Source organism: Bacillus capparidis (genome assembly GCF_017832095.1).
GTDB lineage: Bacteria > Bacillota > Bacilli > Bacillales > Bacillaceae > Bacillus > Bacillus gobiensis.
In genome coordinates this window covers 935,449-951,654 of sequence record NZ_JAFDST010000001.1, presented here as the reverse complement: position 1 = coordinate 951,654, position 16,206 = coordinate 935,449, and the positions used below count along the sequence as shown (strand labels likewise).

Annotated in this window: 18 protein-coding genes and 1 riboswitch; of the genes, 17 read left to right on the top strand and 1 reads right to left on the bottom strand. The window is 39.7% G+C overall.

Going from position 1 to position 16,206, the window contains the following annotated elements:
* Positions 1-137: riboswitch (FMN riboswitch) on the top strand.
* A 150-nt stretch (positions 138-287) separates the two neighbouring features.
* Complete coding sequence (locus JOC74_RS04755; protein WP_225970382.1) at positions 288-860, top strand: ECF transporter S component; 573 nt, start codon at positions 288-290, stop codon at positions 858-860.
* Positions 861-939: 79 nt separating this feature from the next.
* On the opposite strand, the gene JOC74_RS04750 is transcribed toward JOC74_RS04755, so the two are convergent.
* On the bottom strand, positions 940-1,188 hold the full coding sequence (locus JOC74_RS04750; protein WP_053603204.1) for a ferredoxin: 249 nt from the start codon (positions 1,186-1,188) through the stop codon (positions 940-942).
* A gap of 250 nt (positions 1,189-1,438) precedes the next feature.
* On the opposite strand from JOC74_RS04750, the gene JOC74_RS04745 reads away from it, so the two are divergent.
* The 16 genes from JOC74_RS04745 to rpsA all read left to right on the top strand — a co-directional run bounded on the left by JOC74_RS04745 (position 1,439) and on the right by rpsA (position 16,186).
* On the top strand, positions 1,439-2,497 hold the full coding sequence (locus JOC74_RS04745) for a YpbB family protein (protein WP_053603203.1): 1,059 nt from the start codon (positions 1,439-1,441) through the stop codon (positions 2,495-2,497).
* Positions 2,490-3,989: a RecQ family ATP-dependent DNA helicase gene (locus JOC74_RS04740; RefSeq protein ID WP_053603202.1), complete on the top strand. Its 1,500-nt coding sequence runs from the start codon at positions 2,490-2,492 to the stop codon at positions 3,987-3,989. The genes JOC74_RS04745 and JOC74_RS04740 overlap by 8 nt, the downstream gene beginning before the upstream one ends.
* On the top strand, positions 3,983-4,609 hold the full coding sequence (locus JOC74_RS04735; protein ID WP_053603201.1) for a CPBP family intramembrane glutamic endopeptidase: 627 nt from the start codon (positions 3,983-3,985) through the stop codon (positions 4,607-4,609). The genes JOC74_RS04740 and JOC74_RS04735 overlap by 7 nt, the downstream gene beginning before the upstream one ends.
* Complete coding sequence (locus tag JOC74_RS04730) at positions 4,569-5,204, top strand: LysM peptidoglycan-binding domain-containing protein (RefSeq protein WP_053603200.1); 636 nt, start codon at positions 4,569-4,571, stop codon at positions 5,202-5,204. Before JOC74_RS04735 ends, JOC74_RS04730 begins: the two co-directional genes overlap by 41 nt.
* A 58-nt stretch (positions 5,205-5,262) precedes the next feature.
* Entirely contained in the window at positions 5,263-5,706 is a 444-nt protein-coding gene (locus tag JOC74_RS04725) for a YpbF family protein (RefSeq protein WP_053603199.1), read from the top strand.
* A 62-nt stretch (positions 5,707-5,768) separates the two neighbouring features.
* On the top strand, positions 5,769-6,578 hold the full coding sequence (locus JOC74_RS04720; protein WP_053606021.1) for a metallophosphoesterase: 810 nt from the start codon (positions 5,769-5,771) through the stop codon (positions 6,576-6,578).
* A 109-nt stretch (positions 6,579-6,687) separates the two neighbouring features.
* Positions 6,688-7,272, top strand: coding sequence for a genetic competence negative regulator (locus JOC74_RS04715; protein WP_053603198.1), 585 nt, complete (start codon positions 6,688-6,690; stop codon positions 7,270-7,272).
* Between the two features lie 213 nt (positions 7,273-7,485).
* Positions 7,486-8,760, top strand: coding sequence for a Glu/Leu/Phe/Val family dehydrogenase (locus tag JOC74_RS04710; RefSeq protein WP_053603197.1), 1,275 nt, complete (start codon positions 7,486-7,488; stop codon positions 8,758-8,760).
* Between the two features lie 102 nt (positions 8,761-8,862).
* Entirely contained in the window at positions 8,863-9,831 is a 969-nt protein-coding gene (locus JOC74_RS04705) for a YpdA family putative bacillithiol disulfide reductase (protein WP_053603196.1), read from the top strand.
* 222 nt (positions 9,832-10,053) lie between these two features.
* A complete protein-coding gene (gene prsW / locus JOC74_RS04700) occupies positions 10,054-10,719 on the top strand; it encodes a glutamic-type intramembrane protease PrsW (RefSeq protein ID WP_053603195.1) in 666 nt (221 codons plus the stop codon).
* A gap of 145 nt (positions 10,720-10,864) precedes the next feature.
* Positions 10,865-11,782, top strand: a complete 918-nt coding sequence (gene sleB / locus JOC74_RS04695; protein WP_053603194.1) for a spore cortex-lytic enzyme — start codon at positions 10,865-10,867, stop codon at positions 11,780-11,782.
* 19 nt (positions 11,783-11,801) lie between these two features.
* Positions 11,802-13,142, top strand: a complete 1,341-nt coding sequence (ypeB, locus tag JOC74_RS04690; RefSeq protein WP_053603193.1) for a germination protein YpeB — start codon at positions 11,802-11,804, stop codon at positions 13,140-13,142.
* 99 nt (positions 13,143-13,241) lie between these two features.
* Complete coding sequence (locus tag JOC74_RS04685) at positions 13,242-13,910, top strand: flagellar brake protein (protein WP_053603192.1); 669 nt, start codon at positions 13,242-13,244, stop codon at positions 13,908-13,910.
* Positions 13,911-13,956: 46 nt separating this feature from the next.
* Positions 13,957-14,133 (top strand): YpfB family protein, encoded by a 177-nt coding sequence (locus JOC74_RS04680; protein ID WP_098945209.1) that lies wholly within the window; start codon positions 13,957-13,959, stop codon positions 14,131-14,133.
* 26 nt (positions 14,134-14,159) lie between these two features.
* Positions 14,160-14,831 carry a (d)CMP kinase gene (gene cmk, locus JOC74_RS04675; RefSeq protein WP_053603191.1) on the top strand — a complete coding sequence of 224 codons (672 nt, stop codon included), beginning with the start codon at positions 14,160-14,162 and terminating at the stop codon, positions 14,829-14,831.
* A 209-nt stretch (positions 14,832-15,040) separates the two neighbouring features.
* The gene (gene rpsA, locus JOC74_RS04670) at positions 15,041-16,186 is read left to right on the top strand and encodes a 30S ribosomal protein S1 (RefSeq protein WP_053603190.1); all 1,146 of its coding nucleotides are present in this window, start codon (positions 15,041-15,043) and stop codon (positions 16,184-16,186) included.
* The last annotated feature ends 20 nt before the right edge of the window (positions 16,187-16,206 follow it).

Sequence of the window (16,206 nt, the reverse complement as noted above, 5' to 3'; positions counted from 1 at the left end):
ATCAATCTTCGGGGCAGGGTGAAAGTCCCTACCGGCGGTGATAAGCATATTGCTTTAAGCCCGCGAGCCTTTTTTTTCGGGCAGGATTCGGTGAAATTCCGAAGCCGACAGTATAGTCTGGATGGGAGAAGATGGAGGTTCATTCGTTTAAAATGGAACATTTTAGACGTTTATTTGATCTGCTGTCGATTCAACCCCGTTTATTACAAATAAACGGGGTTTTAGTGTCGCAGTCAGATGGAACATTTCCACTTTTCGAAGGAATTGATCGAAAAGGAGAGAAAAAATTGAATAAGAGCAATGTCAGGCAATTAGTCGTCACAAGTATGTTGAGCAGTATCGCATTTGTTTTGATGATGTTAAATTTTCCTTTTCCAGGATTGCCAACCTATTTAAAAATTGATTTTAGCGATGTTCCTGCAATTCTCGCTACTTTGCTATACGGACCTGTTGCGGGTATTGTGGTGGAAGGGATAAAAAATATATTGCATTACATTTTTCAAGGATCCGGGGTTCCGATCGGGCAGGCAGCCAATTTTATTGCCGGAGTCCTGTTTATTCTGCCGGTCGCATTTATATATAAAAGGCTGCAGAACACTAAGGGGATTTTGTTCAGCCTTTCTGTCGGTACGCTGATTATGACCGTTGTCATGAGCGTATTAAATTACTTTTTGATTTTACCCGCTTATACTTGGTTCTTTGATTTCCCAGTCTTGTCGTCAGATGAATTAAGAACTGCTATAGTCGCTGGTATCTTACCTTTTAATGTCATTAAGGGGCTGATTATTACAATCCTATTTGCCATTATCTTTGCAAATATGCGCCCTTGGATTATGAATCAGCGAAAAGCTTTTAAATAATAAAGAAGCATCCTGGTCTTTAAGATCAGGATGCTTCTTTATGTTTAAAAATAAAACTTCCAAGTATGGAAGTTTTATTTTATTCGTATTTAAGCGGATCTCCTTCAAAAGGTTCGTCCGCGACTTTAATTGATTCCGTCGGGCATCCTTCAAAAGCATCCATCATATCTTCTTCTAAAACTTCAGGAACCTCTACAACCCCTTTATTTTCATCGAGTGTTACATATGCGATTCCTTCATCATCGTAGTCGTAGATATCAGGTGCTGCCGCTCCGCAAGCTCCGCATGCAATGCAGGTATCTTTATCTACAATTGTATATTTCGGCATGATTTATAACCTCCCTAGCTGTTCAATATCGAAATAAAGGGTTTCATTCGAAAATTATCAATTTTAAACCCATTCTTCATTACTTATTCTATAGGTGTTATTGTTTTATTTCAACATTTTCCTAAGGGAAAAGTGATTTCGTCACCTATCTCTATATCCTTTTCCCAGACGAATAGACAATAAACCTTATCTTTCTACGAAAATCTGCTAAAATATAGACAGGATAAGCTAAAATAAGGCAGGTGGTTTCATGTCTGTTGACTATCTTGACCTTCTCATAATGGACTGCATCAGCGCCTTTCAAAATGAAAGGTCAGGAAGCGCCATCTATCATTTATTAAAAGGAAAAAAATCCTCGCAAACGATACAAGATGGTAAATTGTTTTCTTTAGCTAAATATAGAGGTTTATTTCCTGCCATATCGCCAATAGAGTTTCATGAAAGGCTTTTGAAATTGCATAGAATTGATTTTATCATACATCATGAAGCTGTCGATTCCTTCAGTTTAACTAAGGAGGGTATTGAGTCCGTAAATACAGGCTTTATAAAATCTCCATGGCCGCGTTTTCTGCACGGTGCCCATTATCATCAAGCCGCTAGAGTTTTTTGGAGCAGATTGTCACTTATGATTCAGGTTCTTTCTAATTATTTGAACGAAAGACGTTCGTATATCCCCATATCCTCCGACCACAAGATTAGAGAGTGGGTGAAGAAGCATTTAAAAGATCAAGGCCGTTTGGATCATTTTGCAGAAGCTTTATATAAAGAGCTGGAGGAAATCCTCCTGCAACAAGGAGAAAAAGAAGCGGAAGTTTTTGTGTATTCTTTAACATCCGCTCATCGTGTTGGCTGGACCCATCGTCAGCTGGCAAATCGGTTCAGGGAAGATTACTGGTATATTTACGCACTATTTTGGAATGTCATACATTATATTATTCAAACGTCTTCAAAAAGTGAAACGCCAATATTAAACGAGATGCTCTCTGAATATTCGATGAGAAATTTTTTAACTGCTTCTTCTAGAAAAACGTTGCTCATGTTAAAGCAGGGGGTTACAATATCTGAAATTGCAGCTGCAAGAAGCTTAAAGACTGCGACTATCGAAGATCATGTTGTTGAGATTGCGATTCATGACCCTTTTTTCTCAATTGACCCATTTCTCTCAAAAGGCGAATTAGATATCATAACAACATGCGCTGAAAAGCTTCGAACGAATAAGCTTAAGCGGATAAATGAAAGTCTGAACGGGAAATTCAGTTATTTTCAGATTCGATTAGCTTTAACGCAAAAGGTGAACCAAAATGAATAATTTATACAGAGTATTGCAGGAACACACGGGTTATAAGTCGTTTCGGAAAGGGCAGAAGGAGACGATTCAAAGCATCCTGGAGCAAAAAAATACGATAACGATGCTGCCTACAGGCGGAGGAAAATCATTATGCTATCAGCTTCCCGGATATCTTCTTGAAGGAATAGTTATTATTGTTTCCCCGTTGCTTTCTTTAATGGAGGACCAGATTACCCAGTTGAAAATGAAAGGCGAAAAAAGGGTAATTGGTTTGAATGGATCGATTACCCCAATGGAGAAGCAAATGGCGTTAAATCGTTTAGAACGATATAAATTTGTTTATGTAACACCAGAAATTTTGCAATCAAAAGCGATCATTGCTAAATTGTGCACTGTAAACATCAGTTTATTTGTTGTGGATGAAGCTCATTGCATATCTCAATGGGGGCATGATTTCCGTCCGGATTATTCAAAGCTTGGGGAAATTAAGGCGGTTTTGGGAGACCCCGTATGCTTGGCATTAACTGCTACAGCAACCAAGGAAACAATAAGTGATATTACTCGTCTTTTACGGCTTAAAGACACGAACTATCATATTTATTCAGCAGACAGGCCAAACATTTCTTTTAAAATAGAAGAAACGGAACATGCGGAGAATAAAATAAAGAAAACGATAAAGCTGGTAAAACGGCTGAAGGGACCGGGCATAGTTTATTGTCCGACGAGACAGTGGGCAGAAGACCTTGCTGATTTGATTCGTGAAGAATGCGGCTGTTCAGTCGATTTTTATCATGGAGGTATGGAAACGGAGACAAGGGCTTTAATCCAGCAGCAGTTCTTATCAGACCAATTGGATGTTATTTGCTGTACGAACGCATTTGGAATGGGAATTGATAAACCAAACGTCAGGTATGTGCTGCACTTTCAATTGCCCCAAACCGTAGAAGCCTATTTGCAGGAGGCTGGCAGAGCCGGTCGTGATGGAAAACAAAGCCTTGCAGTTTTGTTTCGGTCACCGGGTGATCTTGAACAGCAGATAAATCTTATTCAAACGGATCATTTAACTGAAAATGAAATTAAATTAGGCCTAAAGTTTCAAAATGAGAGCGGGAACAACAAAAATATGATGATCGAGAGCTTGTTTGAAGCTGATTTATCAGAAACGAAGGTCCGTTATTTGTTCCATCTTTTGAGCAAGTACAACGATGTAAATGAAGAAAAAGAACATATGATTATCAATGAGGTAAAAGAACGGCAGCAGTATAAGCAACAAAAGCTATTTGCATTTGTACGGCTGATCGAAAAAAAGAATTGTTTTAGGGACTCTTTGCTTTCCTATTTTGGTGAGACGCAGCACAGACAGCATGAACGTAAAGGATGCTGTTCCTACTGCGGGCTCGATGAGAGCGTGTTTATTCAAGACAACAGCAGCAAAAAGGAAGAAAAGGCAATGCAGCATTGGAAAGTGGAGTTGAACCATATTTTTAATAAAAAAAGTGGCATACAATGTTAAACAAACAAAAAGAACTCGTTACACGGCTGTCAGACAAGGAGCTGCTAAGACAGCTTTACTTGACCCAGTTGATCATGCTTGTAATAGCAAGCAGTTTGGGCTTCTTTCTTTTTCCAGACCTGCATTCTTTTCTTGCGTTATGGAGCTTGTCCGACATGCGAATCGTTACGTACGGGGCAGCTACAGCAGTGCTCGTCATTTGTATCGATTTTGCAGCTATGCGCATTTTTCCGGAACATATGTTAGACGATGGGGGCATCAATCAACGGGTTTTTGCAAAAAGATCTGTTCCGCATCTGCTTTTGCTTACTCTTACGATTTCCTTTACTGAAGAAATTTTATTCAGGGGGATCATCCAAACGAATTTTGGGCTGTGGGCTTCAAGTATTCTGTTCGCAATCTTGCACTTCAGATATTTGGAAAAAGCCGTATTATTTATTATGGTAGTTGGCGTCAGCTTTCTTTTGGGCCTTGTTTATCAATGGACTGACAATCTTTTCGCCCCTGTGGCTGCACATTTTATGATCGACTTTGTTCTTGCATTGTACATACGTTTTCAATATGTCAGGAGGGATCTTTATGACAACCATGTCAAGAGTGGAGAGAAAAAAACAGAATAAAAATCCTGCCATTACTGAGGAATCAACCGACAATTCAACTGTAAATGCCGAACAAGGTACCGAACAAGGGCTTCCAACCAGGCAATCCTTACGTGAAAATAAACAAAACAAAAAAGGATCGTATCCTTTGCTTACAGCTATGGCAATCATCTTTTTTTGTATACCTGTTCTTGTTTGGATCGGCTTACGTTTCTTTGAAGTCGGTCCAGCATCGAACAATCAATTAGATGAATACGAGTACGAGGAAAAAGGCGATCGCAGTTCGATGCAGATGCCTGATTCATCTAATGAAAACACGGAAGAAGTGAGACAGGCATCTTTACCGGAAAATGAGGAATCACGAAGTGTTGAGCAAAATAGGACGAATGCAAAGGGTAATTCTTCCCAAGGAAAAAAGGAAGCAGCCAATAAAAAATCAGCAGAGAAAAAAACAAATATTATTCAACATACGGTAAAAGGGAAAGAAACGCTTTACAGAATATCCATGAAATATTATAACAGCCGTAATGGTGAAGAACTGATCCGTGAACATAATCATCTTAACGGAAATGAAATACACAGCGGGCAGGTCCTTGAGATCCCTGTTCAGGAGTAGCATAATAGACGATTCTTTTCATACATTGTACTAAGACTATAGGACAAGGTGTGAAAATATGCCGATCATTCTTAGCGATGCGGATAAGTTTGTAGATGAACCTACAAGAAAGATGCTCGAAGCGTTAATAAAAAGGAAACAAAAATTTGAGCAATTTAAAAAACATGTCCTCCGTTGGAGAATCGTCTGTTTCGTTTGCTTTTTCATTTTTTGCATCACCTTATACTTGAAATCCGGCCAATCCGGATCTATCCTTTATTATTTATTTAGCGACAGCACTTCGATATTCTGGATCTTAGCGATCGCTTTTTCGTATAGCGCATCCTTTTTCTTCCATAAGAAAGAGGATAAGGCAGAAAACGAATACCATAAGCTAAGATGTGAAATTATTCAAAAAAGCCCGGATTTATGGCCGCTGCCGCAAAAATGGGAAACTAGAGAAACGGTATATCGCATCATGAAGGAATCATATGATATCAACTTGTATTTTGAAAGCAAATAGATCGAAGGCTTTATGAATGCTGTATGTTTTACGAAAGACAGGAGTGGATGTTTTTGATCGCGATGGAGCTGCTGTGGGCTATTGCACTTATCATCATTGCAGTGAGTTATTTTCTATACAGAAAGATGTTTAAGCTTGCCAAAGAAAATCGATTGATTAAGAATGTCTTTCAGATCCATAAAAAAGACTTTACGAAGCAGGTAAACATCTTTTTTATATCAGATATTCATCAACGAGAGATCAGTGATGAATTCATTAATGACATCGGAAAAGAAAAAATAGACCTTGTAATCATCGGCGGAGATCTAGCTGAAAAAAATGTGCCTGATTCACAAATCGATGACAATTTAAACAAGCTCTCTTCATTGGCAAAAACTCTTTTTGTATGGGGAAATAACGACTATGAAGTAAATCAATCCTTTCTGTTTTCAGTCCTTAAAAAATACGGGATTACTGCTCTTCGTAATGAATCCTGCATTTTTAAGAAAGAAAAACAACTAATCAATCTTGTCGGTATTGACGATATAAAGGAAGGGATTCCGGATTACCCAAAATCGATACAAGGGCTTGATACCAATCATTTCACCTTGCTAATTTCCCACAATCCGAAGGTGCATCAACAGATAGAACCAAACGACGGGATCGACCTGATATTGAGCGGACATACCCATGGAGGCCAAATACGAATCGGTCCCATCGCCAGGTATGCATTAGGAGGAACAGGGAAAATTAATAGCACTGATTTTCTCATTAGCAATGGATACGGTACATCTAAGGTTCCGTTAAGGCTGTCAGCTCCGCCGGAAGTACATTTTATCCAGTGTGTTCCAGTTTATGAAAAAAATGATCTATGGGAAGAAAAGCAACAATAGTGCTTGTCTTCCTTTCCTTCACAGTGTAAACTGAATACAAAATTATGAACCTATAGATTTGTATTTCATATAATACAATAGGATGTTAGAAGAGGCAGGAGGGAATGTTATGCGGCTTGAGCGTCTGAACTACAATAAGATTAAAATCTTTCTTACACTTGATGATCTGACTGACCGGGGGTTGACGAAAGACGACCTTTGGAAGGATTCATTTAAAGTCCATCAATTGTTTAAAGATATGATGAATGAAGCAAATGTAGAGCTCGGCTTTGAGGCGAATGGACCAATTGCAGTCGAAGTTTATTCTCTCCAGGCTCAAGGAATGGTTGTTATTGTCACCAAAAATCAAGATACAGATCATGATGATGACGATTATGATGATGATTATATTGAAATGCAGGTCAAACTTGATGAAAATGCTGACGTCATATATGAATTCCAGACATTCGAAGACGTCATTCAACTTTCCAAGAGTCTCCACAGAATGGGAATTAACGGAGGAAGTGTATACCAGTTTAATGGAATTTATTTTCTCTGCTTAGACTTTTTCGCCGATAATCCAGTCGAACGGATTGTTGCAATTCTGGCTGAGTACGGCAGTCCTGCAACGATTACTATTTATCGTCTAGAGGAATATGGAAACAAAATCATGGATGGAAATGCAGTAGAAACGATTCAAATGCATTTTCAGTGATTTCGAATAAATTTTGCGGCCCGATAGTATCGGGCTTTTTCACATTGCTCAGTGCGAAACAGCTAAGAAATGAACTAAATCATCAAGCTAAAGTCACTTCAATTTTTTGTGAAAAATCAACGGTTTCATCTTTGCATACACAAACGGAACGTGTATACTAATGTCTGAAAGGCAAACAAGCGACTAACATGAAAGCTCTAGGAGGTTAACTTAATGGTAACCGTTCAAAACACAGGCCAAGCAGAAGAAGATCAAGATGATGTGTTGAAATCTACTCAAACGGTGATACATAAGGCCTTAAATAAATTAGGGTATCCTGATGAAATGTATGAATTATTAAAAGAACCTCTCAGACTGTTAACGGTTAAAATACCGGTTCGAATGGATGATGGTTCTGTGAAGATATTCACAGGCTACAGGGCTCAGCATAACGATGCGGTTGGGCCGACAAAAGGCGGTATTCGTTTTCACCCGAATGTAACTGAAAAAGAAGTTAAAGCGCTTTCGATCTGGATGAGCTTAAAGTGCGGCATCGTCGATCTTCCATATGGCGGTGGAAAAGGCGGGATCGTTTGTGATCCGAGAGACATGTCCTTTAGGGAATTGGAACGTCTGAGCAGAGGATACGTTCGCGCGATAAGCCAAATCGTCGGTCCTACGAAGGACGTCCCTGCTCCGGACGTATTTACTAATTCACAAATTATGGCGTGGATGATGGATGAATATTCAAGAATCGATGAGTTTAACTCACCTGGATTTATTACCGGGAAGCCGCTCGTATTAGGCGGGTCCCATGGCAGGGAATCTGCGACTGCCAAAGGCGTTACCATTTGTATAAAAGAAGCTGCAAAGAAAAAGGGGATACCGCTAAAAGGAGCAAAAGTCGTCGTCCAAGGCTTCGGCAATGCTGGCAGCTATCTAGCGAAATTTATGCACGAAGCAGGAGCAAAGGTTGTCGGTATTTCTGATGCGTATGGCGGACTTTATGATCCTGACGGCTTGGATGTTGATTATCTTCTTGATCGAAGAGACAGCTTCGGCACTGTGACAAAGCTGTTCAATGATACGATCAGCAATAAAGATTTGCTTGAATTGGATTGCGATATTCTTGTGCCTGCTGCGATTGAAAATCAAATCACGAAAGAAAATGCCCATCAGATCCGGGCACAAATTGTCGTAGAGGCAGCTAATGGACCAACGACGTTAGAAGCAACGAAAATCCTTTCTGATAGAGATATTCTGCTTGTGCCAGATGTTCTCGCAAGTGCAGGAGGAGTGACGGTTTCTTACTTTGAGTGGGTTCAAAACAATCAAGGCTTTTATTGGACGGAAAAAGAAGTTGAAGAAAAACTCGAAGCATTGATGGTCAAATCGTTTAACAATATTCATGAAATGGCGAAAAACCGCCGGATCGACATGCGTCTGGCTGCATATATGGTCGGAGTAAGAAAAATGGCTGAAGCCTCGCGTTTCAGGGGCTGGATTTAACCTTTTTAGGATTTGCAACCAAAATGGAAATCTCCTATCATTAGATAGGAGATTTTTTTCGATATTGAATATATAAAGCCCATGCGAACAGGAGTGGAATATATGAAGCACGAAAAAGTAATCATTGTTGGCGGGGGTCCGTGTGGTCTTTCAGCAGCGATTGAACTACAAGCGAAGGGAATAGATTCACTGGTTATTGAAAAGGGAAATATTGCAAACAGCATTTATCAGTATCCTACCCATCAAACATTTTTTAGTACAAGCGAAAAGCTGGAGATCGGCAACGTAGCCTTCATTACAGAAAACAGGAAACCGGTCAGAAACCAAGCGCTTACCTATTATCGTGAAGTCGTGAAGCGAAAAAAAATCAAGGTGAATTCCTTTGAAAAGGTTGAATCGGTGGAGAAAACCGAAGACGGCAATTTTCTGATAACAACAGATAAAGAGAAATATCAAGCCGATTTTTGTGTTGTGGCAACTGGTTATTATGATCAGCCGAACTACATGAATATTCCCGGTGAAGATATGCCTAAGGTATTTCATTATTTTAAAGAAGCACATCCTTTTTTTGATAAAGACGTCGTTGTGATTGGCGGGAAAAATTCGAGTGTTGATGCAGCCTTGGAATTAGTAAAATCTGACGCAAGGGTAACAGTCATCTACCGGGGAAGCAGTTACTCAAAAAGTGTGAAACCTTGGATCCTTCCTGAATTCGAATCTCTCGTGAATAAAGGAATAATCAGAATGGAGTTCGAAGCTGTTGTCAATGAAATTAAAGATGATCAAGTGTCCTTTTACTCATCAGAAAAAGGGCTTCAAGTTATTAAAAATGATTACGTCTTTGCTATGACAGGCTACCACCCGGATCACAGATTTTTAAGACGGATGGGAATTGGAATCAACATCGAAAGCGGAAAGCCTATGTTTAACGAAGAGACAATGGAATCGAATGTCGGCGGCATTTTTATTGCCGGAGTCATAGCTGCCGGAAACAATGCCAATGAAATATTTATTGAGAACGGCAGATTCCACGGCGGTCTAATAGCTGAAGAAATTGCAAAACGTATCTAACCGGGCGATGGGTCTATCAGCAGCTCGAGCAGTACGTTAACTGTTTCAATTGCAAATCTTGAAGAGGCAACTAATTAACAAAACGACTCATATGATTGTTATTCATTGAAGAGATATGCTGATTATGTGTGCCTTTTTCAAAAATCAGGAATAATTCGTTTCCAACAACTTGTGATCATGATACGATTAAGCAAGAGTATATAATGGGAAAGAGGTCTCATCATGGTTGCAATTATTTCGGCGGGCATAGCGCCTGGAATTGCACTTTTGCTTTATTTTTATTTAAAGGATCAATATGATACCGAACCAATACATATTGTGATTCGTATGTTTATTTTGGGTGTACTGCTCGTTTTTCCGATTATGTTCATCCAGTACGTGTTAGAACAAGAAAATGTGGTCACAAACAAGCTACTGCTCTCCTTCTTATCGTCAGGTTTGCTTGAAGAATTTTTCAAATGGTTTCTATTGATGGTTGGCATTTTTCAGCATGTTGAATTCGATGACCATTATGATGGAATTGTTTATGGGACAAGCATTTCACTGGGCTTTGCTACCTTGGAAAATATTTTATTTTTGGTAGGCCACGGTTTGGAGTATGCTTTTACGCGAGCTCTTTTGCCAGTTTCAAGCCATGCTCTATTTGGCGTAATCATGGGATTTTACATAGGAAAGCTGAAATTTTCCGAAAAAAAAGCACGGAGAAAGTGGCTTATTCTCTCACTTGGCCTACCGGTAATTTTACACGGATTTTATGATTATATTTTACTAAGTTTAGAAAATTGGCTCTATCTAATGTTGCCATTTATGTTTTTTTTATGGTGGTTTTCCCTTCACAAAGCAAAACAAGCAAGAACAATAAAAGCCATTCCCTCAGAAAAATTTTGAACTGCCCATTGCGGCAGTTTCTTTTTTTTGCCAACCTTTTCTGGACCAAACTGTGAAGCATTTTAAGCAATGATTCTAAATCTGGTATAAAAGTTAGCTTCCTACAGAAAATAGGAGTACAAACTTTCATACAGGAGGAGCCGCTATGGAATCAAGAGGATTTTATTATAAACCCTTTATTTTTGCAGGAGTAATACTTTTGTGTCTTGTACTTTTCAGTTCAGAAAAAAGCTATGCATTCTCTAACCAGGTAATTCAGAGGGGGGCGACTGGTGAAGATGTAGTTGAACTCCAAGCAAGGCTTCAGTACAACGGATATTACAATGGGAACATAGACGGAGTGTTTGGATGGGGAACCTATTGGGCTGTCCGCAACTTTCAGGATCAATTTCAAATTGGCGAGGTTGATGGTTTAGTTGGAGAAAAGACAAAGCAAAAGCTTATCTCCAAAACGAAATATTATGAGGGGTTTGTAAGAGAACAGCTTGAAAAAGGCAAAAAATTCACACATTACGGAGGAATGCCGTTAAAATATCAAACTGGCCCTTCAGCTGAAGCAAGAAGGCAGGCCAGAAAAAAAGCAGAAGCAAGGCAAACACTTCCGGACGAACAAAAAAAGCCAGCTCAACAACAAGCAAAGCAAAACAAGAAGCAGCCTGCTGCTAAGAAGAAAGTGAAACCGGTAGCAGCAAACAGGGCTGGAGGATACTCTCAAAATGATATTCGATTGCTCTCTCAAGCGGTTTACGGAGAAGCGAGGGGTGAGCCATACGACGGTCAGGTTGCCATCGCCGCTGTAATATTAAATCGTCTGGACAGCCCTAATTTTCCTGATACCATTTCAGGTGTTATATTCGAGCCGCTGGCTTTTACAGCTGTTGCAGACGGGCAAATTTATATGGAGCCGGATAAAACGGCTAAGGAAGCTGTGATGGACGCCATTAATGGCTGGGATCCATCAGAAAATGCTACCTATTATTTTAATCCGGATACAGCGACCAATCCATGGATATGGGGAAGACCCCAAATCAAACGGATAGGGAAACATATATTCTGCGAATAAATCAGCGAGGTGAGAAAAAATGATAAGAGGGATACTAATCGCAATACTTGGAGTAGCCGTTATTGGAACCAGCTATTGGGGGTATAAGGAACACCAGGAGAAGGATGCTGTCCTGTTGCATGCGGAAAACAATTATCAGCGCGCGTTTCATGACTTGGCCTATGATATGGATCAGCTTCATGATAAAATCGGAACTTCTTTGGCGATGAACAGCAAAGAAAATCTTTCGCCGGAATTAACTGAGGTGTGGAAGCTGGCATCTGAGGCCCACAGCAGTGTCAGCCAGCTGCCGCTTACGTTAATGCCCTTTAATAAAACAGAGGAGTTCTTATCGAATATAGGGAATTTCAGCTATCAAACAGCGGTAAGAGATCTCGCAAAAGAACCTTTAAATGATAAAGAATACAATACGCTAAAGCAGCTTTATTCAAATGCCCAAGACGTTCAGAATGAATTAAGAAACGTCCAGCATCTTGTGATTGATAATAATTTAAGATGGATGGATGTTGAATTGGCTCTGGCTTCAGGCGAAAAACAAGGCGACAATACAATCATTGACGGATTGAAGACGATTGAGAAAAATGCAGATTCGTTTGCCGAGACGGATACAAGTAATGACAATACTACTACAAAGCAGAGAGAAAAAGGTTTTCAGCACTTAAAAGGCGATCAGATTTCGGAGTCTGACGCTAAGAAAATCGCCCAAAAATTTGCGCCGGATCAAAACTCTGATTTCACAATCGCAAAAAGCGGGAATAAAACGAACCGGGACGTATACAGCTTAAGTATGAATGATGAAAAACACGGGACAAATATTTATATGGACGTAACCCAAAAAGGCGGATATCCGGTCTATTTGATCCAAAACCGTGAAGTCAAGGATCAGAAGCTGAGCTTGAATGATGGTTCTAACAAAGCATTGAAATTTTTGAAAGACAACGGCTATGAAGCAACTGATTTTGTTCTGGATGAAAGCGAGCAATATGATAATATCGGCATTTTTTCATATGTGCCAGTGGAAAATGATGTTTTGTTGTATCCAGATACGGTACGAATGAAGGTTGCATTGGATAACGGTGAAATTGTCGGATTCTCAGCAAGAGATTTTCTAACAAATCACAGGAAAAGAAATCTGCCAAAACCGAAACTGTCCCTTGAAGAAGCAAAGAAAAAAGTGAGCGGAAATGTACAAATACAAGACAACCGGCTAGCCATCATAACCAATCAAATGTCCGATGAAGTTTTATGCTACGAGTTTTTTGGAACGATCGATAATGACACCTATCGCATGTTTATCAATGCAAATACAGGCATAGAAGAGAAAGTAGAAAAATTAAAAAATGCAGAACCGATATATTAAGGGATTTTGTGGGAAAAGACAACAAGAGTCTTTTCCTTTTTTTTATTCCGTGCTTTAATAATAGGGGTGTGTATTTTCGACAAGGGAAGAGTGATTATTTTGCTGGTTGTAGGAGATGTTTTGCTTTTAGAAAGCTATGATTCCGAAAACCCCCGTCCTCACGTATTAAAATGCAAGGTGGCAAAAATTGCTGAAAAAGAATTGCACATTACATACCCTATCGATCAAGTGACAGGAAGATCTAAATTTTTAATCAACGGCACAGATCTTGTCGTCACGTTTGTCACAAAAGAGCAAATTCCTTATCAGTTCACTTGCAAAGTGATAGGCAGATTGAAAGAAGAAATTCCTATGATTTCTTTAAGTTATCCGGGCTTTGAAGAGCTGGAAAAAATTCAGCGGCGGCAATTTCTTCGGGTAGATGCCCTTTTAGACATTGCAGCGTATCCTGGAAATCCAGAAAAAAAGCCTTTCACGACGATCACAGCAAACATCAGCGCAGGCGGATTATCGATGATCATTCCAGAGGAATACCGTTTTGACCTGGACGAACAGGTCGATGTCCATATAAATTTGCCTAACGATCAAGAAAAGCGCAGGCTTGTATCAGCAGCTTCCCGAGTGAAAAGGCTGCAATGGGATGAGAAAAACAAGAAGAGAACCCTCTCGGTTGAGTTTTCAGACATTAGTGAAGACCATCAGCAGCTTCTGATGAAATATTGCTTTCATCATCAAATTGAATTAAATCTAAAAGGATTGGCTGAATAATCGGGCAGCAGCACTCCCATACTAGAAAGATATGGAGGTGCATGGTGTGAAATCCATCGAACGGATATTATTTAAGATCGCAGTGGTGCACATGATTATGCTTGTCGGTATTCAGCTTCTGTTTCATTACGTGCATATTGAGCCATACGTTTCAAAGACCGTACGTTATGAAGGTGTGAATCAAATTAAAATTGAGGAATGGATTGAAACCTTTAAGAACTAAAGGTGCAAGAAGCAAGGAGTTGTATTATGGAAAAAAAATTATCAATCGCGATTGACGGGCCAGCAGCAGCTGGAAAAAGCACAGTCGCCAAAATTGTCGCAACGAAAAAATCATTTATATATATTGACACAGGCGCGATGTATCGTGCGGTCACATACGCCGCTATTAAAAATCAAATCGATCTGGCTGATGAAAACCAGCTTGCAGAACTGTTAAAAAGAACAACGATAGATTTGGTTGTTGAATCAGGCAAACAAAAGGTATTTGTAAACAATGATGAGGTAACAGACGAAATTCGGACTGATGAGGTCAGCAATCAAGTTTCACTGGTAGCAAAGCATGGACAAGTAAGGGAAAGCTTGGTAGCGAGGCAAAGAAAAATGGCTGAGCAAGGCGGAGTCGTAATGGATGGCAGAGACATCGGAACGCATGTGCTCCCTGATGCGGAAGTAAAAATATTTTTGCTCGCCTCAGTACAGGAACGTGCGAAAAGGCGATTTGAGGAAAATAAGAAAAAGGGATACGATGTCAATTATGATATACTAGTAGAAGAAATCGCCAAACGGGATAAACTGGACTCGGAACGTGAAATTTCTCCTCTTCGAAAAGCGGAAGATGCGATCGAAATCGACACGACCTCTTTGTCCATTCAAGAGGTGGCCGAGAAGATTCTTCAAATAGTAGATCATAAGTCATAGGTAATTATTCCAAATCTGGTTATCTTGTCTCAAAAATTGACCTCACTTCAGGTTTATCACTTGACAAAATCGGGCATTTATTAGAAGTTTATTATAAAGATTTTTCTAATTAAGCATTTATCAATTTCATAACTACATATTCGGCTGCCATGTATTGTGTGCAGTCCGTTTAAAAAAGCTTTGTAGGTTTGTACCAAGGAGGTATTGGAATGACAGAGGAAATGAACGAATTTGACGTTCAAGCACCAGAGGTTGGAGATATTGTTAAAGGTTTGGTTATTAAGGTTGAAGACAAACATGTAGACGTTGAAATTAGTAACGTGAAACAGAATGGTATTATTCCAATCAGCGAATTATCAAGTCTGCACGTAGAGAAGGCTTCTGATGTAGTCGCTATAGATGATGAGCTTGAATTGAAAGTTACAAAAGTTGAAGATGAGGCAATCATTTTATCGAAACGCGCTGTTGATGCTGATCGTGCTTGGGAAGACCTTGAGAAGAAATACGAAACGAAAGAAATCTTCGAAGCTGAAGTCAAGGATGTTGTCAAAGGCGGTTTAGTAGTGGATATCGGTGTGCGCGGTTTTATTCCTGCCTCGCTTGTTGAAGCCCATTATGTAGAAGATTTCTCAGATTATAAAGAAAAAACATTAACACTGATCGTAGTGGAACTCGATAAAGAAAAAAATCGAGTGATTTTATCCCACCGCGCTGTTATTGAGCAAGAACAAACATTAAAAAAACAAACCTTTCTAGAATCACTGGAAGCGGGTGCAGTTTTAGAAGGTAAAGTCCAAAGGCTGACAGATTTCGGAGCCTTCGTCGATATCGGCGGAATTGACGGCCTCGTGCATATTTCCCAGCTTTCACATTTCCACGTCGACAAGCCATCAGATGTCGTGGAAGAAGGTCAGGAAGTTAATGTTAAGGTATTGTCTGTGGACCGTGATAATGAGCGGATTTCTTTATCAATTAAAGAAACGTTGCCAGGGCCATGGAGCCAAATAAATGAGAAAGTGAAAAAAGGCGACGTCTTGGAAGGGAAAGTGCAGCGTCTTGTTTCATTCGGAGCTTTCGTTGAAATTTTGCCAGGCGTAGAAGGTTTGGTTCATATTTCTCAAATTTCCAATAAACATATTGGCACACCACACGAGGTACTTGAAGAAGGACAGATTGTGAATGTCAAGGTTCTCGATGTAAATGAAGAAGAAGAACGTATTTCTTTAAGCCTTCGTGAACTTGAAGAACCCGATAATAAGGAAGAAGAGGATTACCGCCAATACCAGTCAAAAGATGAAGGCAGCGGCTTTCAGCTTGGCGAAATGATCGGAGACAAGCTGAAAAAATTAAAATAATTTTCTTCGGATAAGATGGA